The organism is Gallaecimonas kandeliae, assembly GCF_030450055.1.
Classification (GTDB): Bacteria; Pseudomonadota; Gammaproteobacteria; order Enterobacterales; family Gallaecimonadaceae; genus Gallaecimonas; species Gallaecimonas kandeliae.
Window position 1 is genome coordinate 1,836,140 of record NZ_CP118480.1, and the last position, 21,323, is coordinate 1,857,462.

Annotated in this window: 17 protein-coding genes; 3 read left to right on the forward strand and 14 right to left on the reverse strand. The window is 60.3% G+C overall.

From position 1 onward, the window contains the following. Nucleotides 1-135: 135 nt before the first annotated feature. The 5 genes from PVT67_RS08990 to PVT67_RS09010 form a co-directional block, all read right to left on the reverse strand. Complete coding sequence (locus PVT67_RS08990; RefSeq protein ID WP_336407829.1) at nt 136-1,848, reverse strand: bifunctional 3-(3-hydroxy-phenyl)propionate/3-hydroxycinnamic acid hydroxylase; 1,713 nt, start codon at nt 1,846-1,848, stop codon at nt 136-138. A gap of 95 nt (nt 1,849-1,943) precedes the next feature. After that, nucleotides 1,944-3,875, reverse strand: a complete 1,932-nt coding sequence (locus PVT67_RS08995; protein ID WP_301499555.1) for an acyl-CoA synthetase — start codon at nt 3,873-3,875, stop codon at nt 1,944-1,946. A 2-nt stretch (nt 3,876-3,877) separates the two neighbouring features. Further along, nucleotides 3,878-4,837 carry a fumarylacetoacetate hydrolase family protein gene (locus PVT67_RS09000; RefSeq protein WP_301499556.1) on the reverse strand — a complete coding sequence of 320 codons (960 nt, stop codon included), beginning with the start codon at nt 4,835-4,837 and terminating at the stop codon, nt 3,878-3,880. Nucleotides 4,838-4,849: 12 nt separating this feature from the next. Beyond that, a complete protein-coding gene (locus PVT67_RS09005; protein ID WP_301499557.1) occupies nt 4,850-5,923 on the reverse strand; it encodes a VOC family protein in 1,074 nt (357 codons plus the stop codon). 316 nt (nt 5,924-6,239) lie between these two features. Next, entirely contained in the window at nt 6,240-7,823 is a 1,584-nt protein-coding gene (locus tag PVT67_RS09010; RefSeq protein WP_301499558.1) for an ATP-binding protein, read from the reverse strand. Between the two features lie 226 nt (nt 7,824-8,049). On the opposite strand from PVT67_RS09010, the gene PVT67_RS09015 reads away from it, so the two are divergent. Further along, on the forward strand, nt 8,050-8,196 hold the full coding sequence (locus tag PVT67_RS09015) for a hypothetical protein (RefSeq protein WP_301499559.1): 147 nt from the start codon (nt 8,050-8,052) through the stop codon (nt 8,194-8,196). Between the two features lie 272 nt (nt 8,197-8,468). Here the strand turns inward: PVT67_RS09015 and PVT67_RS09025 are convergent, their stop codons facing one another. From PVT67_RS09025 to PVT67_RS09040, 4 genes are read right to left on the reverse strand one after another with little or no spacing between them, the layout of a single operon-like run. Then, the gene (locus tag PVT67_RS09025) at nt 8,469-9,590 is read right to left on the reverse strand and encodes an ABC transporter permease (RefSeq protein ID WP_301499560.1); all 1,122 of its coding nucleotides are present in this window, start codon (nt 9,588-9,590) and stop codon (nt 8,469-8,471) included. Next, nucleotides 9,580-10,506, reverse strand: a complete 927-nt coding sequence (locus PVT67_RS09030) for an ABC transporter ATP-binding protein (protein WP_301499561.1) — start codon at nt 10,504-10,506, stop codon at nt 9,580-9,582. The genes PVT67_RS09025 and PVT67_RS09030 overlap by 11 nt, the downstream gene beginning before the upstream one ends. Next, the gene (locus PVT67_RS09035) at nt 10,503-11,438 is read right to left on the reverse strand and encodes an HlyD family secretion protein (protein WP_301499562.1); all 936 of its coding nucleotides are present in this window, start codon (nt 11,436-11,438) and stop codon (nt 10,503-10,505) included. The genes PVT67_RS09030 and PVT67_RS09035 overlap by 4 nt, the downstream gene beginning before the upstream one ends. After that, nucleotides 11,438-12,091 (reverse strand): TetR/AcrR family transcriptional regulator, encoded by a 654-nt coding sequence (locus PVT67_RS09040; protein ID WP_301499563.1) that lies wholly within the window; start codon nt 12,089-12,091, stop codon nt 11,438-11,440. Before PVT67_RS09040 ends, PVT67_RS09035 begins: the two co-directional genes overlap by 1 nt. Nucleotides 12,092-12,304: 213 nt before the next feature. Here PVT67_RS09040 and PVT67_RS09045 point away from each other — a divergent pair, with 213 nt between their 5' ends. Both PVT67_RS09045 and fabA read left to right on the forward strand, forming a co-directional pair. Beyond that, a complete protein-coding gene (locus tag PVT67_RS09045) occupies nt 12,305-14,284 on the forward strand; it encodes an AAA family ATPase (RefSeq protein WP_301499564.1) in 1,980 nt (659 codons plus the stop codon). Nucleotides 14,285-14,364: 80 nt separating this feature from the next. Beyond that, entirely contained in the window at nt 14,365-14,883 is a 519-nt protein-coding gene (gene fabA / locus PVT67_RS09050) for a 3-hydroxyacyl-[acyl-carrier-protein] dehydratase FabA (protein ID WP_301499565.1), read from the forward strand. Between the two features lie 47 nt (nt 14,884-14,930). Here fabA and rmf read toward each other — a convergent pair whose 3' ends face one another. From rmf to rlmKL, 5 genes are all read right to left on the reverse strand, one after another. Beyond that, nucleotides 14,931-15,110, reverse strand: coding sequence for a ribosome modulation factor (gene rmf, locus PVT67_RS09055; protein WP_301499566.1), 180 nt, complete (start codon nt 15,108-15,110; stop codon nt 14,931-14,933). Between the two features lie 199 nt (nt 15,111-15,309). Further along, nucleotides 15,310-16,938: a DUF3466 family protein gene (locus tag PVT67_RS09060; RefSeq protein WP_301499567.1), complete on the reverse strand. Its 1,629-nt coding sequence runs from the start codon at nt 16,936-16,938 to the stop codon at nt 15,310-15,312. Nucleotides 16,939-16,962: 24 nt separating this feature from the next. Next, nucleotides 16,963-18,873 (reverse strand): ATP-binding cassette ATPase Uup, encoded by a 1,911-nt coding sequence (gene uup, locus PVT67_RS09065; protein ID WP_301499568.1) that lies wholly within the window; start codon nt 18,871-18,873, stop codon nt 16,963-16,965. Then, the gene (locus tag PVT67_RS09070) at nt 18,858-19,085 is read right to left on the reverse strand and encodes a glutaredoxin family protein (protein WP_301499569.1); all 228 of its coding nucleotides are present in this window, start codon (nt 19,083-19,085) and stop codon (nt 18,858-18,860) included. Before PVT67_RS09070 ends, uup begins: the two co-directional genes overlap by 16 nt. Next, nucleotides 19,082-21,205: a bifunctional 23S rRNA (guanine(2069)-N(7))-methyltransferase RlmK/23S rRNA (guanine(2445)-N(2))-methyltransferase RlmL gene (gene rlmKL, locus PVT67_RS09075; RefSeq protein ID WP_301499570.1), complete on the reverse strand. Its 2,124-nt coding sequence runs from the start codon at nt 21,203-21,205 to the stop codon at nt 19,082-19,084. The genes PVT67_RS09070 and rlmKL overlap by 4 nt, the downstream gene beginning before the upstream one ends. Nucleotides 21,206-21,323 lie beyond the last annotated feature (118 nt).

Sequence of the window (21,323 nt, forward strand, 5' to 3'; positions counted from 1 at the left end):
CCAGCTGCCTAGCTTTATTTCACGACAATGCTCGGATATTACTCAATATTGAGGTTTCTTTCAATGCGCGCCCAGAATGCCGACCTCGGCATGGGCACTCTGTAGAGTGCACCATGGCCGTGGGATGCTTTGAAACTATTCAGGGACTGCGTGAGAGACCGTTTTCTGAGCGTCGCTTTCTTTACGAAGCTGCACTGTATTCCCGGTCTTTAAGAGGGTAAGACAATCGGTGACGACGCGAGAAGTATTATCGCCATCGCCGGTATGCATAACCACTCTGTCGGGTCTAACCGCAGCGACCAATTTTTTCTTGATTTCCTGGCGGAAAGTGCCGTTCAAGTCCTCCAACAGAAGAGTGTCCGTCTCTGAGTTCTGGCCTTGCCTGCCAATCTCCAGGAAACGTCCTCCGGCAAGCAGCCATTTCCTTCTGAGCTCCGGGTCAAGATATTCTTGTGGATCTACGCCGAACCCGATCAATGCCAGGTGGTCACCAATGAAATCATCGCTGAGTCCGACCTGATCGCCTTGGCGAACCTGGCCCTGAGCGAGCTGCCCGCCCCGATGCAGAGGCAATGACTTATTGCCTTGCAAAAACAGTCCCTTATCGAACCGGTTGGCTGGCTTCATCTCCAGCTCTTCAAAATATCTGCGCAGAGAAGGTAGCAGGCGCGTCATACGCATCAGGCCGTGTATGAGGACAGCGGTGACCTTACTGCTCGGCATGACCAGCCGTCCCATGAATCGAGCCAAGTTGATCATCTTCATCGCATGTGGCCGCCGTTCTTGGTCGTAGCTGTCAAGGATCGCGGGGGTCGCCTTACCGGATAAGGCCCAAGCCAACTTCCAGCCAAGGTTGGCAGCATCGCGAAGCCCCGCCACCAACCCCTGCCCCACAAAGGGAGGGGTTATGTGTGCCGCATCCCCAATCAGAAAGACACGCCCTTTCTGGAAAGCTTCACAGCACCTGGCGTGGAACCGATAGACGGCCTTGCGTTCAATGGTCAACCCTTCACGCGGGATCCAAGGGGCCAGCAGTTCGGCAATCTTGTCGGGGTGCTCCATCTCCTCTTTCTTCTCACCACGCTGGAGCATGAATTCCCATCGCTCTCGCCCGCCCGGGGCTGGCATATGTGGCACTGGTCGGGCTGGGTTACAGAGAAACTCGACATGGTCTATGGCTTTGCCCTCTCGCCCTTTGGCGTCGACGATTAACCAATCCTCGGTGAACGTTTGCCCTTGGAATCCTTGGCCGATGAGATGCCTGACTTTTGAGCTGGCGCCATCCGCCCCAACCAGGTACCGCGCTGCGACTTGGCGAACCTGGCCCGAATCCTCCTTAATCGAAGCCAGCACGCCTTCGTCGCTTTGTTCAAAACCAACCAACTCACAGCCGCTGCTAACGGCGATACAGGGATACTCTTTGACCTGACGACGCAGGGCCCTTTCCAGTTCGGGCTGGTAGAAGGTCACGAGTTTAGGATGGCCGTCAATGCTGCCGCTCGTATTGATGCGAGCAAATTGTCCAAGGTAGGGGCAGTGCATCTTCACTTCTTGGATTTCAATGCGTTCGAAGGCCGTCTCGTTGAGTCCGGCCATCTGCAAGATCCGCAGCGCTTCATTATCCAGCGCTATGGCTCGGGGCATCAGTAATATCTCTGGTGATTTTTCCACGACCAGGGTCTTTACGCCATAACGGCCAAGCAAGGAGGCCAAGGCTGCACCAACAGGCCCAAAGCCAACGACTAAGACATCAACTTTTTCGGGCAGAGAACTCGCATTTTCAGTTTTCATAACAATCTCTTTCAACAAAGGCGGAACCTTGCGGATTGTGTTTTCCCAGTCCAGCATTCATCCTTTTTTTACGTCCACCTGTCGGTGATAAATGCTGTGACTATTGAAATTGCCTGGGCGCCACAGCGGAATATCCGCCAGCCCGGGCTTTTCTATGGCGCTATATCGCTATCGACTGTTTCAACCTCATGCGATATCACCTCGATAAGGGAGTGAAATGGGAACTGCCCCAACACAACCGAGGCTGTCGCCTCTTGAGAAGGACATTCCAGCGAGACATGAATGGTGGTTCCTCGAGCCTTGTCGTCTTCGGCTGACAGCGCCTGCACAGCGATGCCTGCCTCAAGGAGAGCCGAGGTCAGGGCGTCTGTCACTTCACGCCGCTTGAGCTCGGGCTTGAAGATCTTGCCAACGCCGGTCAAGGGCATTTCCTCAACGATCCTGATGAACTTGGGTATGGCCGCCCGCTCGACTATCTGTTTTCTGACGAAAGTCAGCAGCTCTTCCTCTGTTGCAACGGCACCCGCCTTGAGCTGGACGTAAGCCACGGGCAGTTCACCTGCATGAGCGTCTGGTCGGCCAACGGCTGCTGCGACTTGCACTGCGTCATGGCGATGCAGTGGCGCTTCGATGGTGGCGGGATCGATGTTGTGTCCACCCCGGATGATGAGTTCCTTCTTTCGGCCCGTCAGCCAGAAATAGCCGTCGGCGTCCTGGTACCCCAGGTCCCCGGTATTCAGCCAGCGCCGACAGTCTTGGGTCTCAATCCACAACCCCTGGTTTTGTTCGGCCAGCTTGTAGCCGGCAAATACATTGGAACCGGAAATGATCAGCAGACCGACCTCTCCAGTTTCGCAGTCACGGACATAGCGGCCTTCCTCATCCAGGAGCACGGTTTTCATCTGCTGGCCGGGTACCCGCAGCCCTATCGAGCCGGCGCGCCGCTCTCCCAAAGGCGGGTTGACGCTGCTGACACAGGTGCCTTCGGTCAGGCCGTATCCCTCCAGTATTTTGAGACCGGTGCCTTCCTGGAAGCGGCGGAGCAATTCCACCGGCATGGGAGCCGCACCGCAGAGACCGTATTCCAGCGAGTCGATACGATGATCGGCGACAGGGACGTTCAACAAGGCGGAATAGATGGTTGGGACACCGCTGAAAAAATTGATGCGATGGTGCGCCACGATTTCCCAGAATCGTTCGATCACGCCGTTGCTACGGTACCCCTGTGGGGTACCCAGTATGACGTGTGCCCCCCTTGAAAAGGGAACCAGCCCTGTGACGGCTACGGCGTTGACATGGAACAGGGGCAAACCGCAAAAAAAGTTCTTACCGCTGCCGACCCCATCACCCAAGATTTGAACCACGCTCCAGGCGTTGGCCACCTCGTTGCGGTGGGTCCGCATGGCGAGCTTCGGAGTGCCTGTGGTGCCACCAGTGCAAAAGTAGGAAGAGATGTCCCCCGGTTGGATGACGCGCTGGCTTTGCAGCCTTTGTCCGTCCTGGCCATCAATGGCCGTATTGAAGTCGTGTACCTGCAGTTCGCTGGAAACAAGGTCCGCAACGCCATCGACGCCCCCCAGGTTCGCCGGGTTGACGAGCACCAGGTGGCGCAAACCAGGAACGCTTTGCAGCGCTTGTTGCGCTTTGGGCCAGAGATCTAGGCCAGGAAAGGGCGCCAGGGTGACCAATATGCTGGCACCGGATGCGCGCAGGAGTTCGGCAATGGCCACCGGCTCCAACAGCGGGTTTATGGCACAAATTATCCCGGCGGCCTGGCCTCCCCAAATCACCCAGTGGGTTTCGGGAAGGTTGGGCAGCAGGTAGGCGATGACAGTGTCTGTGTCTGCTCCCAAATGCCCAAAGAAATTGGCGGTTTGGTGGATTTTCTCGACCAGTTCACCGTAGGACCAGGTCAAAGGCCGAGTGTGGCTATCCGCCTGCAGAAAGAAAGACAGCGCCGGTGCTTCGGGAGCGAGTGCAGCCCCCTCAAGGATCGCATCATAGGTGCTCCTGGGGAGTTTCAATTCCTCGCTCAAAGACTCCAAGGCCAAGACATCGGCCAGGCAACTAATTCCATTCTTCATGCTCAGGCTTCGCCTCCGATCTCATGGCGCTGCATACCTAGGTTGATACGGCCATCATGGCTGGCAATGCAGGATTCAACCTTGTCCCCGACCTTCAAGTACTGCCGACGCCGTTTTTGCGCTTTGAGGAACAAGGCCCATTTCTTTTCCTCCGGTAACAAGCCCAGCAGCCTTACCAGCAACGGCGACGGCAAGCCCAGGGCGCAGCCAGAGGGTGTCCCCGTCATCAGCACGTCTCCTGGTTCGAAGTCATGAATGCGCGAAAACTCGGTCAGCGTTTCTGCCGGTTTGAAAACGAGATTGGCGGTGCTGTCGAATTGGCGACGTTCGCCATTGACGGTCAGCATCAGCTGCATCTCGTCGAGGTATCGCATTTCATCGCGGTCAAGCAGGCACAGTACAGGCCCCAGAGGACAGAAAGTGCGGTAGCTCTTGCCCTTATGGAATTGCATTTGCGGTATCTGGATGTCGCGGGCCGAGAAGTCGTTGCCAATGCAAATACCGGCGACGTACTCATGAAGATTGACGGAGTTGACGTCGACCGGACCTTGGGTTCTCTTTCCAAGCACCAAGGTCAGCTCCAGCTCATAGTCCAGCAGTTGCACAGGCTTAGGCTTGACGACCCAGCCAGTTGGAGCCGTGATGGACGCCGCTGACTTGGTGAAGAACATGTTGAATTTCTTGGCGTCCGGATCCATGCCCGAATCAATCATGTGCTGGCGATAGTTGGCACCCTGGCAGAGAACCTTGGTAGGCGCAGTGATGGGACTGAGGAGTTCGACCTCCTCATGAGCAATTGGCGCCCCGGCGCGATCGAGGATGTCTTCTACTCCGGCATAACCGATCGCCAATAACTCAGCCGTGGTGGTACAGGGAATAGGGAGAGGCCGCACACCTGACTCATGGTTGAAGCCCCAGCGAACCTGCTGATGATGACGAAAACGAACGATATGAAGGGCCATACTTTTCTCCGCTCAACCAAACAGCTTGGCAAGGGTCATGAGCTTTTTAAGGGTAAGGTCAGGGCTGCGGCGCAGGCTTTTCACCAAGCCGCTCAGGGCAGCGATAGTCAACTTGGGTCTGGTGAAACTGGCAGGCATGGTTTGCCCCCACTGAGCCATGGCTTCCCGACTCACTGGGTGGACACCCATAGGGACATCGGAGGTGAATAGATCACCGTCACAATAATGTTCATGCTTGGCCCCCCAAGGGTCCTGCCAGTAATCGAAGATCTGGCTGCCTAAGATGTGCCGCCCTATACCCCATGCATGTTTCCAACCCCGTTCGCGCAGCACACGTTGCCCCATGCCGACGGCGTCGGCATCCACCAGCTCGAATGCGCTGTGGCTGTAGGTCGGAAAGAATCCCTGGGCAATGGCCAAGGTATGGTGATCGGCGGGCGAAGCACCCAGGTCGAGGCGCATGAAGACCACGGCCGGAGAACCATCGGGTAGAAGCTGCACATCACTTGGAATGAAGCCGAACAGCTCTGTGTACCAGGCGCAGGTCGCTTGAAAATCCGCTACCTCGAGCACCACGTGCCCAAGCCTTAATACCTCAGGTGCGGCCACCGGAGGTCGCTGGGTGTCGTTGATGCGCCTGCGCTGCTCGTCAAAGTTCAACGGCAATTCAGCGCGATGAGCCAGCGGACTGACCTGCTGCTGGCCGTGAATGGCGTCGACCCTGAAACCGGAAGGGTCGGACAGGCTCACCACCTCGCCTCCACCAGGAAAAGGCGCTGTCGTTATGCAGGAAGCACCAGCCAGGGTACGCAGCAACTCAAGGTCTTCTCGCGAATCGACTTCTAGTCCGAAGCCGAGGAAACGCGCTTTCTTCCCGAGTTTCACGCAGTAGCAGAAAGGCGTGCTGTCGGTACCACGCATGTACAAGGTGTCGGACGTTTGTGCTGCTGCTTTCAACCCGAAATCTTCAAGAAAGCGCTGGGCTTCATCCAGGTCGGGCCTTTCAAAGATCAAATAGGCCAGTCGTTTCGCCTTGACTCTCGGAGCCGGGTGTCTTGCCGGCTGTCCTGTCTTGAGTTGAGTCATCATCATCACCTTCTGGGGCTAACTGTCGTAGCTGTAAAGTTCCGCGTCGACCATGAAGAGCCAGGGTCAGGGCACGTTGAAGATGACGTTAACGTAAACTGATTATCATGTCAATATTGAGATTATCCTCATTAAAAAAGGACAACACAAGACATCGTCGCTCGGGGTGCGAGAGGGGGAGTGGCTGAGCTAGCCGTTGGCCTTAAAACCGACGTGAAGACATTGGATGTTGTCCCACGAAAGGGGAATGCCCGCCTAGCAGGTCGTCATCGGCAGCGGGCTGGTGTTGGACTATATCTGCTACGGCTCCCAGGGGTTACCGAGATTGCTGGCGCGGCAGCCTGAAGTAAAAGGTCGCCCCTTGTCCTGGGGCGCCCTCGGCCCTGATGGTGCCGCCATGTTTGCTGATGATGCGCTGGACAGTCGCCAGGCCTATGCCGGTACCTTCGAATTCGCTGTTGTCGTGCAGGCGCTGGAACGGCGCAAAGAGCTTGTCCGCGTACTGCATGTCAAAGCCGGCGCCATTATCCCGCAGCGCATACTCGACGGTGTCGTCCGGCCCGGCCTTGGATGAGAACGCGATCCGCGCCCTGTCCTTCTTGGCGGAATATTTCCAGGCGTTGGCCAAGAGGTTTTCCAGCATTATGGTGATAAGGCCGACGTCACATTCCACCAGCTCATCGTCGTAGTTCTCGAACACGACCTCACGCTCGGGGTCCCGGCTTTGCAGACGGGTAATGATGTCGGCGGCCAGACTCCCTAGGTTGGCCGGGCGACAGTCCAGTTCGGCTTGGCTGAGCTGGGACAGCTGCAACATGTCCTCGATAAGCCCCTCCATCCTGTCGCTCTCCGAGATGATGCGCTGAAGATAAAATTGCGCATCCTTGTCCAGGAGCCCTGCCATTTCCTTGGTCAGCAGCTTGCTGAAACCTTTGACGGCCCGAAGCGGCGCCTGCAAGTCGTGTGAGACGGTATAGGAAAAGGCCTTGAGATCCTTGTTCGCTTCAGCCAGTTGCCTGGTGCGGGTTTCGACGCGGCTCTCGAGCTCCTGGTAGACCTGGACGTTTTCCATGGCAACGGCCGTGGTATTGGCCAGTGCCTGGAGCAGTTCGATTTCGGCGTCGGTCGCCTTATGTGTCTTTGCCCAGTAGTTGCCGATGGCGCCGATGGGTGCCTCTGTGCGTATGGGCACCATCACCAGGCTTTTCACAAAAGTGGGCTTGTAGGCGTCACCGGGAATGCGCGGGTCCGCGTAGATATCTTCGATGCAGGCCGTTTGCCGGTTGAGCATCACCCAGCCGCTGATACAGGCCGACATGGGGAAGCGCATCCCCTTCCATAAGGGCGAGATGGCGTTTTCTTCGGCGTAGTGACATTGGTCGCCGTCGCGCAACACGAAGGTGGCTCCATCGGCCCCGGTCAGTTCGCGGGCGACCAGCCGCACTATGGACATGATGGTATCGAGGTCCCGGGCCAGGGACAGCGCCTGAACCGCGTCCACCAGCCGCCTCATTGCCTGGGGGGAAGCGCCGTTTTTCGCTTGGAAATCACGGACCAGGGTTACCAGATCTTCGAGGTGGTTTTTCGAAACCACACCATAAATCTGCCCTTGCAGCTGTTCAGCGATGTTGGCCAGGTTGGGCGCTCCCGACAGGATCACAAAGGCGGCTTCTGGGCATCGGGATTGGGCCAGAGCCAAGGCGTTGTCGCAGCTGAAGCCGGGCAAGCCGTGATCGGAGAGGATCATGTCCGGAGGGCGGCTATCAATAGCGGCAACGAACTCCTTTTCGGACGTGACGTGGATGATGTCCGGGTTTAATTGATGCTCTTTCAACGCCCTGGTGACGAAGAAGACATCATCGGCATTGTCTTCAAGGTAGAGAATGCGAAGTGCGTCCATGGCGAATGCCTCCTTGCGCTTTCCGGTACTCCTCTAGCCAGTATAGAGTGCAGGAACGGGATCCTTGCGACCTAAAGAAGTGGGCATCCCCCTTGCCCCTGGCCTTGGTCCCTCAAGCCATTGGCCTCGAAGTCCGCCGCTATGGCATCGATCAGCGCCCTCACCCGCCACGGCTGCACCCGGCTGGGCGGATAGACTATCTGCAGCGGCGTGCTGCCGGCGGAGAATGGCGCCAGCACTTCCTCGAGGCGCCGGCGTCCAGATCCCCCTGCACGTCCCAGACCGATTTCATGCAAAGCCCCAGCCCCTGCAGCGCCCAGTACCGCACCAGGCCGCCGTTATCGACATCGACGGCGGCGCCCTTATCAGCTGACCCCAGGCCGGGGCGGACTTCAGCCCCGGCCGGATGAGGCCGCCAGCACCTTGATAAGCCGCAGGGTGTGGCAGGGCGACGAAGATCTGCAGGGGATGGACCGTCTTGCCCGGCTCGGCCGGCACCTCTTGGTGCACTATGCAGGGCAAGGCCATCCCCGTCTATGCCCTTACCGAGACGAGGCTGCTGCCGGCCAAGACCCAGCGCTATATCGAATTCTTGCAGGAGCGGCTGCGGGACTGACAAAAAAGCCCGGCATTGCCGGGCTTTTCTCAGTCGAGCCGCTTGCTGAACTTCAAGGTCGCCACCAAGAGGCCCAGGGCGGTGAAGCCCAACAACCAGAGGGAATCGAAGCGCAGCTGCACCACCTCGGCGTCCCGCAGCACTATGGCGCGCACCATGCGCATGAAGTGGGTGGCCGGCAGCACTTCCGCTATCCACTGGGCGGCCACAGGCATGGCCTCATAGGGGAACATGAAGCCCGACAGCAGTATGGACGGCAGCAGTATGAAGACCGTCATCTGCATGGCCTGGAGCTGGGTCTGGGCCAGGGTGGAGATCACCAGGCCCAGGGTCAAGCTGGCGCAGATGAAGAGGAAGGAGGCCAGGGCCAGGGAATCCAGGCCGCCACGGATGGGCACGGCGAACAGCCAGTGGCCGGTGCCGAGGATGATCCCCACCTGGATGAAGCCCACCAGCACATAGGGCGCTATTTTGCCCAGCATCAGCTCCAGGGGCCGGACAGGGGTGGTGATCAGGAACTCCATGTTGCCCTGCTCCCGCTCCCGCACTATGGCCGCCGAGGTGAAAAGCACCATGGTCATGGTGAGGATCACCCCCAAGAGCCCCGGCACTATGTTGACCACGGTGCGCTGCTCGGGGTTGAAGTACTGCACCACCTCCAGGCTGGGCACGGCGCGGGTCGCCTCGAAGCCCATCACCTCGTCCAGGGGCATCTGCCGCAATGATTTGATGGCCCCCGCCACCATGGTGTCGGAGCCGTCCACCAGCCATTGGCCGACGGGTCTGGCCAGGTAGTGGCCGCCGCTGGCGCCGGGATGATGGAGCAGCCGCTCCCCCAGATCCGGCGGCAGGTAGAGTACGGCTTTCACCTCGCCACGGGTGATGGCCGCCTCTGCCTCCTTGCTGCTGTGATAGGTCTTGGTGAAGTCCACCACCTGGGTGGCTGCCACGGCCTGGGTCAGGGCCCGGCTGTAGCTGGAGTCGCTGAGATCCACCAGGCCGGCCGGCAGGTGGCGCACGTCGGTGTTGATGGCGTAGCCAAACAGCATCAGCTGGGCGAGCGGGATCATCACTATCATGGCGAAGGTCATGCGATCCCGAGCCAACTGTTTGAATTCCTTGAAGAGGATGGCACCTATCCTAAGCCACATGGCGACCTCCGGTGCAGCTGACAAAGACGTCTTCGAGGCTGGGCCTGACGGCCTCCAGCGCCCTGCCCTCGACCCTGGGCTCGAGCCAGGCCAGAGGATCGGCCACCTGCTGCTTGACCAGCACCCTGAGCCTGGTGCCAATCTGAGCGGCCGACAGCACTTCCGGCTGGGCCGTCAGGGTCTTTTTCAGCACCCGCAGATCCTCACCGGCCACTTCCACCACACTGGCGCCCATGTCTGCCATCAGCTGTTCGGGGGAGCCGTCGGCGCGCTTGATGCCGTTTTCGAGGATGGCCAGGCCATGGCAGCGCTCCGCTTCGTCCATGTAATGGGTGGACACCAGGATGGTGGTGCCGGCGGAGCTCAAGTCGAAGAGCCGTTCCCAGAACTCGCGGCGGTTCTCAGGATCCACGGCCGAGGTGGGCTCGTCCAGGAACAGCAGCTCGGGCTTGTGCAAGGTGGCGGCGGCCAGGGCCAGGCGCTGTTTCTGGCCACCGCTCATGGAGCCGGCCATCTGCTTCTCCCGCCCGGCCAGCTCGTAGAGGGCCAACAGTTCGTCGATGCGGGCCTTGGCCCTGCGGCCGCCGAAGCCGTAGATCTTGGCTACGAACTGGAGGTTCTCCAGCACGCTCAGGCTGTCGTAGAGGGAGAACTTCTGGGTCATGTAGCCAAAGCGCAGCCGCAGCTTTTCCTCGGCGCCGGGCAGGTTTTCCCCCAACACTCGGATCTTGCCTTCGGAGGGCCTGAGCAGGCCGGTCAGCATGCGGATGGAGGTGGACTTGCCGCTGCCGTTGGGGCCCAGGAAGCCGTAGATGCTGCCCTTGGGAATGGCGAGGCTCAGGTCGCTCACCGCCTTGAAGTTGCCGAAGTAGCGGCTCATGCCATGGGTTTCCACGGCCAGCTCTGTGGTGGTCATGGCAGCACCACCTCAAGGGCCAGGCCTGTGGGCAGCTTGGCGCCCTCTGCACCGAGGTCGATGTCGGTGAGGTACATCAGCCGCGCCCTGTCACGCTCGTTGAGGGCGTAATAGGGGGTGAAGGCCGGCTGGCTGCGGATGTTGCGCACCACCCCGGTCAGGGTGTCTTGCTGGCCGTCCACCTTCAACTGGAGCTTGTCGCCCACTTTCACCTTGGTGAGATCGGTGGCGGGCAGGTAGGCGCGTACATAGGGCCTGTCCGTCGCCACCAGGCTGACCAGTTGGGTACCGGCGGCCACCCTGTCGCCGGCGCGCCAGGGCAGCACGTCCACCACGGCATCCTTGCCGGCCACCAGGGTCAGATCCTTGAGGGCTTTGTTGGCCTCATCCAGTTGTGCCTGGGTAGCGGCCACCTGGGCTTCGGCCTGGCGCAGCTGCTCCTGGCGGGTACCGTTTTCCAGCTCCTTGAGGTGCTGGGCGGCCTGGTCGCGCCCAGCCAGGGCCTTGTCCCTGCCGGCCTTGGCCTTGTCGAGGTCGTCCTGGGTGAGGACGTGGCTCTTGAAGAGACGTTCGGTGCGCTCATACTGCTGGCGCGCCTCGATGAGGGTTGCCAGGGCACCATCCAAGGCGGCCCTGGCCTGGGCAAGCTCCTCGGCCCTGGCGCCGTTGGTCAACTCCTCCAGGGCCGCCTTGGCCCTGGCCAGTTCGGCTTGGGCCTGGCCGACCCTGGCCTTGGCCGCGGTGTCGTCCAGCTGCAACAGCACCTGGCCGGCCTTGACCTGTTGGCCTTCGCTGACGGCCACGGCAGCGACCAGATCGCCCACCGGTGCCGTCAGGGTCAGGCGGTCGCGCTCCACAGTGCCGAACACCCTGTCACCGCCATCCGAGCAGGCGCAGAGCATCAGCAGGCCCAATACCAGTACTACTCTCATCATCTTGTCCTCTGGTTGTTCTCATCGGCGCCGAGCAGCAGACCCTGCTCCAGCAGCCTTACGTTGTGTTGTATCAGGGTGTCGAGAAAGGGTCCTTCCATCTTGACGCCGAATTGGCGCATCAAGACCGGCGGGGCTATCAGGGGGAAAACCATCAGGCTGGCGATGCTGAGCCTGACCAGTTCAGGGTCGACGTCGGGTCTTATTCGGCCTGTCTCCTTCAAGGCCCGGCCCAGCCACTGGCGGGACAGCACCATGATCTCGCTGAAGACGGAGAACATCACCTTGAAAGGAGCAGTGCCCTCGCCTTCTTGGAGCACTCGCACTATCAGCCTGGGCAGGCCGGGGTTGGGGGCCATGATGCCGTAATAGATCTTCATCAGTTCGGCCAGCGCTGTCGGGGACGGCTGCAGGGACTGGGCACGGAACTTTGCCCGTACCGGCTCCAGGGTCTCCCTGACCATCTGCTCGAAGAGCCCCAGTTTCGAGCCGAAGTAGTAACGGATCATGGCGGCATCGACGCCGGCTTCCCTGGCCAATTGCCGGGTTGAGACATTCTGGAAGGCCTGGCTGCTGAACAGCGTCAAGGCGGCGGCGATCAGCCGGGTGCGAGCGTCAGAGTCCCCCTTGGGGCGGCCGGCTTTGAGGGTCACAGTGGCACTCCTGGTAATTCATCACATGGTGAGTATGGTAAAGCCTGGGGCTGGCGCTCCCCTATCGGGAAAATTCCTCGATCCTTGGCCCTTTGGGGAATTGCATCCTTACCGGGGCCCTTGCCACGTTTAAAGGCCCTGTCATGTTATGATTGATCTACTTACCTTTATTTGACCTATTCGATGGATCAAACCTCCAGTACTGCGCCTTCAATGCCCACCGCCCTGACCGCCGCGCAGCTCAGCCCGAAATTGACCCTGTCCCAGCCAGAGGTCCGCTCCCGTTTCCTGCTGGGCCAGGATACCGGCACCACCGAATTGGCCCAGGCCGCCGCCGACACAGGCCCCCTTGGTCATATCTTCATGAGCGCGCCGCCCTATGTGGACACCATCGCCATGTTCAAGGCGGCCATACGCCAGCAACCCAAGGAAAACCGGCTGGGCAAGGTCTGGGACTGGTGTTACGCGGAAAACCTGGCCGACGCCCGCCGTCCCCTTTGCCTGCGGCTCAAGGCCGGCTCGGGTGACGCCTTTTGCCAGGGCGTCACCCAACTGCTGCAGCTGAAGCTGGAAGAAAAGGCGTTCCAGACCGAGCTGGACAGCCTGGTGGCTTCCCAGCCCCAGGAAGGGCGCCTGGCCCAGTACCTCGAAGGCCTGCTGGACGCCATGGCCAGCGGGGAAGAATTCAACCACCCGGTGCTGATCAACCTGCTGGTCAACCAGCCTGAAGCAGGCAGGGTACCCATCATCCACAACAGGGATCTGTCGGAGGTGGGGCTTTTTGGGGAGATCACCTTCGAGATCCAGGAAGGCACCGTCTCGGCGCATCAGCACCTGCTCAGGCCTGGGGATCTGCACAGGGCCAACGGCGGTTACCTGCTGCTGTCCGCCTCGGAGCTGCTGGAAGATCCTGAGTTGTGGCGCCGCATCAAGGAATCCCTCTTTGCCCAGAGCATCCACTGGACCCAATACCGGGGCCAGATGCCGGGCAACCCCTTGTTCATGCCCGACCCCATGCCCCTGGACATCAAGCTGGTGCTGTTCGGCGACCGCCAGGACCACCTGGAAATGCTGGCCATGGACAGGGATCTGTCCCAGCTCTTCCCCTACTTCGTGGAATGGGTTCCCTACGCCACCCAGGACCAGGCCGCTGAGCTGGCCGGGCACCTGCTGCGCCAGTGCGACAAGGCCGGCCTCAAGGTTCCGACCCTGGAGGCCATCGCTACCCTGCTTTGCCATGGTTGCCGCCTCTTCGAAGACCAGCAGCGCATCGCCCTCGCCCATCACCGTTACAACGAGCTGTTGACCCGCGCCCACTACTTCAGCAAAGGCAGCGAGATCACCGAGGCCGACATCCTGGCCGCCATCAAGGCCCGCGAGCAGGCCCATGCCCTGCCGAAAGCGTTCAGCCGCAGCGCCATGGCCAAGGGCCAGATCCTGATCGAGACCCAAGGCGCCAGGATCGGCCAGGTCAACGGCCTGACGGTGCTGGACATGGGCAACGCCGAGTTCGGTGAACCGTCCCGGATCACCGCCACCGTCCACCATGGCGATGGCGATGTCATCGACATCGAACGTAAGGCGGAGCTGGCCGGTAACATTCATGCAAAGGGCGTCATGATACTCTCGGCCTTCTTGGCACACCGTTTCGCCAAGGACGGGCCGCTACACCTCTCAGCGTCACTGGTGTTCGAGCAGTCCTACCACGAGGTGGATGGCGATTCGGCCTCGGCCGGGGAGCTCATCTGCCTGCTGTCGGCCTTGAGCGAGCTGCCGGTGCGCCAGGACATCGCCATCACAGGTGCTATCGACCAGTTCGGCAATGTCCAGGCCATAGGGGGCGTCAACGCCAAGATCGAAGGCTTCTTCGAGGTCTGCGCCGCCCGCGGCCTGACCGGTAGCCAAGGTGTGGTGTTGCCCCAGGCCAACCTGGACCAGCTGAACCTGTCCAGCCCGGTGATCCAGGCCGTTGCCGAGGGGCGCTTCCACATCTGGAGCGTCAGCCACGTCGACCAGGCCATGGCGCTGATGATGGGCACCCAGGCCGGCGAGGCGGACGCCCATGGGCAGTTCCCCGAAGATTCGGTGTACGGCCGTATCCACGGACGCTTGGAGGCTATTTCCGAGTTGGAGGAGCCGATCATGACCCTGGGCCGGCGTTTCTGGAGCTGGCTGGGACTGGGGCGCCATTGAACCTGTCGCTGGTCTGCGTTGTCTAGCGTACAGTTGTTCGCTAATCTTGGCGCCGTTCGCGAATTGAAGGAAAGACCAGCGTGTTGACAGATAAAAACAGTTTCAGTCGAGAAGAGCTTTTGGCCTGCTCCCGCGGCGAGCTCTTCGGCCCCGGCAATAGCCAGCTTCCCGCCCCCAACATGTTGATGATGGACAGGATAAACCTCATCCACAAAGAAGGCGGCAACTTCGGCAAGGGCGAGATCATCGCCGAGCTGGACATCAATCCCGATCTCTGGTTCTTCCAGTGCCACTTCCCGGGCGACCCCGTCATGCCGGGCTGCCTGGGTCTGGATGCCATGTGGCAGCTCACCGGTTTCTTCCTTGGCTGGATGGGCGCGCCTGGCAAGGGCCGGGCCCTGGGTGTGGGCGAGGTTAAATTCACCGGCCAGATCCTGCCTACCGCCAAGAAGGTGACCTACCACATCCACATGAAGCGGGTCATCAACCGCTCCCTGGTGATGGGGATCGCCGATGGCGAAGTGTCCGTTGACGGCCGTGTGATCTACACCGCCCAGGATATGAAGGTGGGCCTCTTCAAGGACACCTCCAGCTTCTAAGCCCCTTCATAGACAAGAAAAGGCCCTGCATCGCAGGGCCTTTTCTTTTACTTCATGGTTACGCCGTTAATGACTCTGTCTTCTACCGCCGTTCGCCAACCGGAAAACCAGTAGCTGCGGGCGTCGAGGTTCTGATAAGGGCAGGCTTCCCTGGGCTTTCCGCCAATCCCGGCTTGGTATCCTCGAGATTGCGCCCTCTCAAGACGGTCACGTTTTTGTCTTCTCATTACAGACATCCTCTTTCGGCCTACATGGATGAAACGGGGCCTAGCCCGGGCCCCGTACTTTCATCTTTAGAAGAGGAGAAAGAGGCGATCAAATCGGATCGGCAAATATAGCAGTTGACAACAGCCAAGCGGTTGAGAATAAGGTTAATTTTCTCTTACAAAAAAGCCGCTTCAAGGGCGGCTTTTTTAGGGGCTCGGCTTAACGGCGGCGCCTCAGGCCTACCAGGCCCAGGAAGCCCAGGCTCAGGAAGCCGAAGCTGCCACCGCCCTTGCGCTGGTAAGTCGCATCCTGTGCGGCCTCACAAGTGGCGGGGGTATCGTCGGTGGGCACCAGCTTGACGGCCCTGATGACGTATTGCGTCTTGCCGTCGCTGTCCAGCACCAGGTTGCCGCTGCTGTCACGCAGGGTCGTCAGGGCAGTGGCGGCAATCTCGCCGTTGTCGTTGATACCAGACGCGTTTTCGAGCACCCAGTCTTCGCGGGCCGCACAGGCATCACCGTTGTAACGCTGGGTCAGCAATGAACCGTCGAACTCCAACATGTCGTTGAGATCCTTGAAAGACTGGTTGTTGGTGTCATAGACAAAGGCGTGCTGGCGGCGAGTCGCAGAGGGAGGCAACTTTTCCCAATCGGCAGCACCTACCACCAGGCCACTGCTGTTGATGGCATTGGCTCTAGAGCGGGCATTGTCATAGAAGGTGCCGGGATAGCTGATGCTGTCGTTATTGGTGTCATAGACAAAGAATTTGTACGGGTGATAACTACCTACAGAATAGGTGTAACCAACTGCCAAACCGGCATCGTTAATGCCAGTGGCATCAGAACCGACGATACTGCTGTCAGTGGCAGTAAGGGCCTTGAGGGCCTTGCCTTGGTTAACGTCGAACAGGGTAGCAACGCTTCGCAAGGTGTTGCCATCGCGGTAGATGGAGTTACCGACGGCCAGACCGCTGGCATTGACTGCATTGGCAACTGAGTAGATTTTAGCCGGATCCTCGTCACTGTTGGCGGTGGCCAGAGCGCCCAGGGACTTGGGCGCTTGGGGCACGCCATTCACCAATTGCCAGGCAGTGGCGGTGATCTGATAACTTTCACTAGCTAGGCAGACCTTAATAGGTACAGTCGAATCAGCACTCTGGCAGTTCTCATAGGTCGTTTCAGAGCCGCTAGACAAAGCGCTAGAACTGGAGCCGACCACCCATTGTCCCGAGGCACCTGATGCCTGGGAGCTACCGCCAAAGTGCTCGTCTGCCGTCAGTACCGTTTCACCGTTGCGGGTCGTCTCGGGAAAGGTATAGAGAGGCAGCAATGGCTGGGCGCTGCTGTCGTTACCGATAAAACCCCGCAGGCTAAAGTCCCGTGGGTAGGCGGTAATTTCCGTCCCGGTGCTGTTGGTGTAGGTGACAGGGGAGAGCCAGGGCGCGCTGGAAGAACCAAAAGCCTGGCCATCAAGGCTGCCTGTCACATAGCTGTCGACGGTCAAATCATTGCCATCACCGCCCAGGCCAGGCACCAGGGTCAGGCTAGGTTGGCTGGTAAAGGCATTGCTGCTGCTGAAGTGGCTCAAGCCAAGATCCGTTACCAAGGCTGAGACGGTATCGCTGTCATAGAGCCCCAGCAGGTCGGAATAGATGCTATTGGTCGTGTCGGTTAACTGAACCCGAGAGGAGACAGCTCCTAGCACGGTGCCATCCGCGGCGATGGCGGATGCCGTGGTTTGATATTTACCGACGGGCTGGTCCAGGATCTCCAGGCGGTAGCTGGTGGCAGCATGGGTCTGACTGGTGGCCAGGGCGACAAGGGAGAGGGAGAAGAGGTGTTTTTTCATGAAATCCAAATTCCTGCACACAGCTTATTGTTGGGCGTCCAATGCTTCCCACCGGGCAAAGGCCTCTTCCAGGGCCTGCTCCAGTTCGGCCAGCTTGTCCAGCACCGGCTGGGTCTCGCTGACAGGGCGTGTAAAAAAGTCCGCCTCGTTGATTTTTTCCTGCACTTCGACCATGGCCTGCTCAAGTTGTTCAATAAGTCCTGGCAGGCTTTCCAATTCGCGCTTGTCCTTGTAGGACAACTTGGCCGCCTTGGGCGCGGCCGTTTTGGGTTTATCGGTCGTCTTGGCGACTGCCTGCTCAGGCTTATCGGCCGGTTTCAAGGTCGGAGCGGCCTGGCGGGTCCTGGCCACAGCGGCATCGCTGTAGCCGCCGGCATGGAGCACCAGCCTGCCCTCCCCTTCGAACCAGAGCACGGAGGTGACGCTGGCATCGATAAAGGCGCGGTCGTGGGATACCAGCAGCAGGGTCCCCTGGTACTCGGCCAGCATTTCCTCAAGCAATTCAAGGGTCTCAATATCCAGATCGTTGGTCGGCTCGTCAAGGATAAGGAGGTTGGATGGCTTGGCGAACAGCTTGGCCAGCAGCAGGCGATTGCGCTCGCCGCCGGAAAGGGCCTTGACCGGCACCCTGGCCCTGGCCGGGGTGAAGAGGAAGTCCTGCAGGTAACCCAGCACATGGCGGCTTCGGCTGCCCAGCTGCACTTCCTGCTTGCCGTCAGCCACCTGCTCGGCAGCGGAAAGCTCCGGGTTCAGTACGGCACGGTGTTGGTCGAAATAGGCCACTTCCAGATTGGTGCCCTGGCGTACCTTGCCACTGTCGGGGGCGAGATCGCCCATCAGCAGCTTGATAAGGGTGGTCTTGCCACAGCCGTTGGGCCCCACCAGGGCCAGGCGATCGCCGCGCTGCACCACCAGATCCAGGTGTGATGCTATGGGCTTGCCTTCATAGCTGTAGCTCATGTCCTGGACGTCGAACACCAGCTTGCCTGAGCGGTCTGCTTCTTCCACCTGGCCACGGGCCTTGCCGATGACGTTGCGGCGCTCGGCATGGGTCTCGCGTAGGGCCTTGAGGGCCCTGACCCGGCCTTCGTTGCGGGTGCGGCGCGCCTTGACGCCCTGGCGGATCCAGGTCTCTTCCTGGGCCAGTTTCTTGTCGAAGAGGGCGTTCTGCTCGGCTTCGACGCGCAGATCCTCGGCCTTGGCGTCCAAGTAAGCGTCGTAGCCCAGCTCGTAGCGGGTCAGCTGGCCACGGTCGAGATCAAGGATGCCGGTAGCGACCTGGCGGATGAACTGGCGATCGTGGCTGATGAAGAGGATGGCGCCGGAGAAGCTCTTACAGAACTGTTCCAGCCACTGGATGGAATCGATATCCAGGTGGTTGGTGGGCTCGTCCAGCAGCAATATCTTGGGGTCGCCGGCCAGGGCCTGGGCCAGGGCCACCCGGCGCAGCCAGCCCCCGGACAGGGCATTGAGCTTTTCGTCACCGGTCAGGCCTGCCAGGTTCAGGGCCCTTTGCACTTGGGTTTCCAGCTGCCAGCCGTTGCAGGCGTCGAGCTGGCTTTGCAGCGTCGCCAGGCGCTTGAGCAACTTCTCGTCACTGTCATGGGCGAGGGCGGCGCTGACCTCGTGGTACTCGATGACCAGTTGCCCGACTTCGGCCAGGCCCTGGGCCACGAAGGCGTAGCTGGTCATGTCGTCGCGTGGGGGCGGATCTTGGGAGAGCCTGGCCACCCTGGCATCCAGGTGGAACTGCACGGCGCCGTCATCCAGGGTCATGTCGCCGCTGATCACCTTCATCAGGGTCGACTTGCCGGTGCCGTTGCGGCCGACCAGGCAGAGGCGCTCCCCTTCCTGGAGGCTGAAGCCGGCGTGGTCCAGCAGCGGCGCGTCGGAGAAGGACAGGTAGGCGTTACTCAGGGTCAGGACTGCTGCCATAGAAATGCTTTCAATTGTTCCGAGTCAAAGGGCCAGCCAAGTTCCTGGCCGCCATCACGTTTAAGGACGGGGATCCGCTCCCCGTAGGCCGCCACCAGGGACGGCTCGTCAAGAATATCCACCACAGCGGCACTGACCCCAAGGCCGGCGAGCAGTACCTGGGCTTCTTCGCACAGGTGGCAGCCGGCCGTGGAGTAGAGTGTCAGGCTCAAGGCTGAAATACCAGCTTGAAGCAGACGTGGATATGGGGATTGCGCTTGTAATCCTCCGGCAGCGTCTTCTTGCTGACGTCCTCGACCTGGTAACCCAGGGCTTCGACGGTCTCCTTCTCCAGCTTGAAGTGGCGCTTGTTGTTGGAGAACACCACCACGGCCCCCGGCACCAGCAGGTGGCTGATCCGTTCCAAGAGCTCCACGTGGTCGCGCTGCACGTCGAAGTTGCCTTCCATGCGCTTGGAGTTGGAGAAGGTGGGCGGGTCCACGAACACCAGGTCGAACTTCTCCTGGGTCCGGTTCAACCAATCCAGGCAGTTGGCCTGCACCAGCTGGTGCTCGCGGCCGGTAAAACCATTGCCGCGCAGGTTGGCCTCGGCCCAGTCCAGGTAGGTGCGGGACATGTCCACAGAGGTAGTGGACATGGCGCCGCCCTTGGCGGCATGCACTGTCGCTGTGCCGGTATAGCAGAAGAGGTTCAAGAAGCGCTTGCCCTTGGCCATCTCCCCTACCCACTTGCGGGTCAGGCGGTGGTCCAAGAAGAGGCCGCTGTCCAGGTAATCGAAGAGGTTGACCTTGCAGCGCACCCCGTATTCTTCCACCCAGAAATACTGCTGGCGGCTCTCCAGCTTTTCGTACTGGTTGCTGCCACTCTGCTTGGCCCGGGTCTTGACGGCGATCTTGTCGGCCTTGACCCCGGTCACGGCGACGGTGGCGACGATGAGATCCTGCAGGCGCCTGGCCGCTTTCTCAGGCTCTATGGTCTTGGGCGGCGCGTACTCCTGGATGACAATCCAGTCGCCGTAGCGATCCACGGCGGCGTTGTACTCGGGCAGATCGGCATCATAGAGGCGATAGGCATCGATACCTTCGCGCTTGGCCCATTTTTCCAGGGCCTTGATGTTCTTCTTGAGGCGGTTGGCAAAGGCCTCGACGGGGCCTGTCAGCACCGCCTGCTGCACCGTTTCGGTGTCGGGCTTGGCCTCGCCCTGGCGCTCGTCCAGCTCGTAGCTGGCCAGCACACATTCGATGGCGCCGTTGTTGAGCTGCCATTGGTTGGCCTTGAGCAGCTTGAGCTGGCGCAGGCTTTCAGGGGCGCCGGTGTAAACTCCCAGGCGCCAACCCATGAAGTTACGGGCTTTGACACCTAGCTCCCTGTAAAGGTAGAGCACCTCTGCCATGTCCCCCAGGCGCTCGCCATAAGGCGGGTTGCAGAGGATAAGGCCGCGCTGGCCGGGCTTGTCGCCCAGGTCTTTCAAGGCCTGGTGGTTGAAGGTCAAGGCCCGGCCCACACCTGCAGCCTTGGCGTTATTGCGGGCCTTCTCGATAACTTTTTTGTCACTGTCAAAGCCGAAGAACTTGGCTTCGATGGGCAGGGCTGCTTCGATGGCCGCTTTGACTTCCTGGTTCCAGAGCGCGGGATCGTGCTTGGCCCAATTCATGAACGCGAAATCGCGCTTCAGGCCGGGGGCCCGCTTGCCGCGCATCAAGGCCGCTTCGATAACCAGGGTGCCGGAACCGCACATGGGGTCGACCAGGTATTCCAGGCTCTCGTCCTTGTGCCAGCCAAGCTTGTAGAGGATGGCGGCGGCCAGGGACTCTTTGAGCGGCGCTTCGCCGGCACTGGCGCGGTAGCCGCGCTGGTGCAGAGGCTTACCGGCCAGGTCCAGGTAGATGGCCAGGCCCTGCTTGCCAAGGTGGGCATTGACGCGAATGTTAGGCTGCTTGAGGTCTACCTCGGGGCGCTTACCCCGCTCTTCCCGGAAGACGTCCACTATGGCGTCTTTGATCTTCATGGCGCCGAACTGGGTGTGCCGTATCTCGTTGTTGGACCCGGTGAAATCAACGGCAAAGCGGCAGGATACGTCGAAATGGGAGGGCCAGAGCACTTGGGACGCCAGGGCATAGATGTCCTCGGCGTCTTGGGCGGGGCCCTCGATCAGGGGCCAGAGCACCCGGCTGGCCAGGCGGGACCAGAGGCAGATCCGGTAGGCATTTTCCAGGGTGGCTTCGGCGCGGACACCGCCGCGGCCGGGTTTGGCGGGAATACCCAGGGTGGCCAGCTCGTCCACCAGCAAAGGTTCCATGGCTGGTGCACAGCTAATAAAGAGTTGAGACATGAGAAGATCCTGACCGGGTTAGCCCGCGATTATAGCGCCTTGGGCCCCCATACCTCAAAGGCTGCGGTGACGCCGGTATAGGTTCCACAGCAGCTGGTGGAACTGGCTGCTCTGGCGG

Coding starts and splice junctions, on each gene's coding strand:
- PVT67_RS09015 (WP_301499559.1), top strand. CDS start 8,050: ATGGCGCCAGCACTTCCTCGAGGCGCCGGCGTCCAGATCCCCCTGCAC.
- PVT67_RS09060 (WP_301499567.1), bottom strand. CDS start 16,938: ATGAAAAAACACCTCTTCTCCCTCTCCCTTGTCGCCCTGGCCACCAGT.
- PVT67_RS08995 (WP_301499555.1), bottom strand. CDS start 3,875: ATGAAGAATGGAATTAGTTGCCTGGCCGATGTCTTGGCCTTGGAGTCT.
- PVT67_RS09025 (WP_301499560.1), bottom strand. CDS start 9,590: ATGTGGCTTAGGATAGGTGCCATCCTCTTCAAGGAATTCAAACAGTTG.
- uup (WP_301499568.1), bottom strand. CDS start 18,873: ATGGCAGCAGTCCTGACCCTGAGTAACGCCTACCTGTCCTTCTCCGAC.
- PVT67_RS09045 (WP_301499564.1), top strand. CDS start 12,305: ATGCCCACCGCCCTGACCGCCGCGCAGCTCAGCCCGAAATTGACCCTG.
- PVT67_RS09035 (WP_301499562.1), bottom strand. CDS start 11,438: ATGAGAGTAGTACTGGTATTGGGCCTGCTGATGCTCTGCGCCTGCTCG.
- rlmKL (WP_301499570.1), bottom strand. CDS start 21,205: ATGTCTCAACTCTTTATTAGCTGTGCACCAGCCATGGAACCTTTGCTG.
- rmf (WP_301499566.1), bottom strand. CDS start 15,110: ATGAGAAGACAAAAACGTGACCGTCTTGAGAGGGCGCAATCTCGAGGA.
- PVT67_RS08990 (WP_336407829.1), bottom strand. CDS start 1,848: ATGCTGGACTGGGAAAACACAATCCGCAAGGTTCCGCCTTTGTTGAAA.
- PVT67_RS09000 (WP_301499556.1), bottom strand. CDS start 4,837: ATGGCCCTTCATATCGTTCGTTTTCGTCATCATCAGCAGGTTCGCTGG.
- PVT67_RS09030 (WP_301499561.1), bottom strand. CDS start 10,506: ATGACCACCACAGAGCTGGCCGTGGAAACCCATGGCATGAGCCGCTAC.
- PVT67_RS09005 (WP_301499557.1), bottom strand. CDS start 5,923: ATGACTCAACTCAAGACAGGACAGCCGGCAAGACACCCGGCTCCGAGA.
- PVT67_RS09010 (WP_301499558.1), bottom strand. CDS start 7,823: ATGGACGCACTTCGCATTCTCTACCTTGAAGACAATGCCGATGATGTC.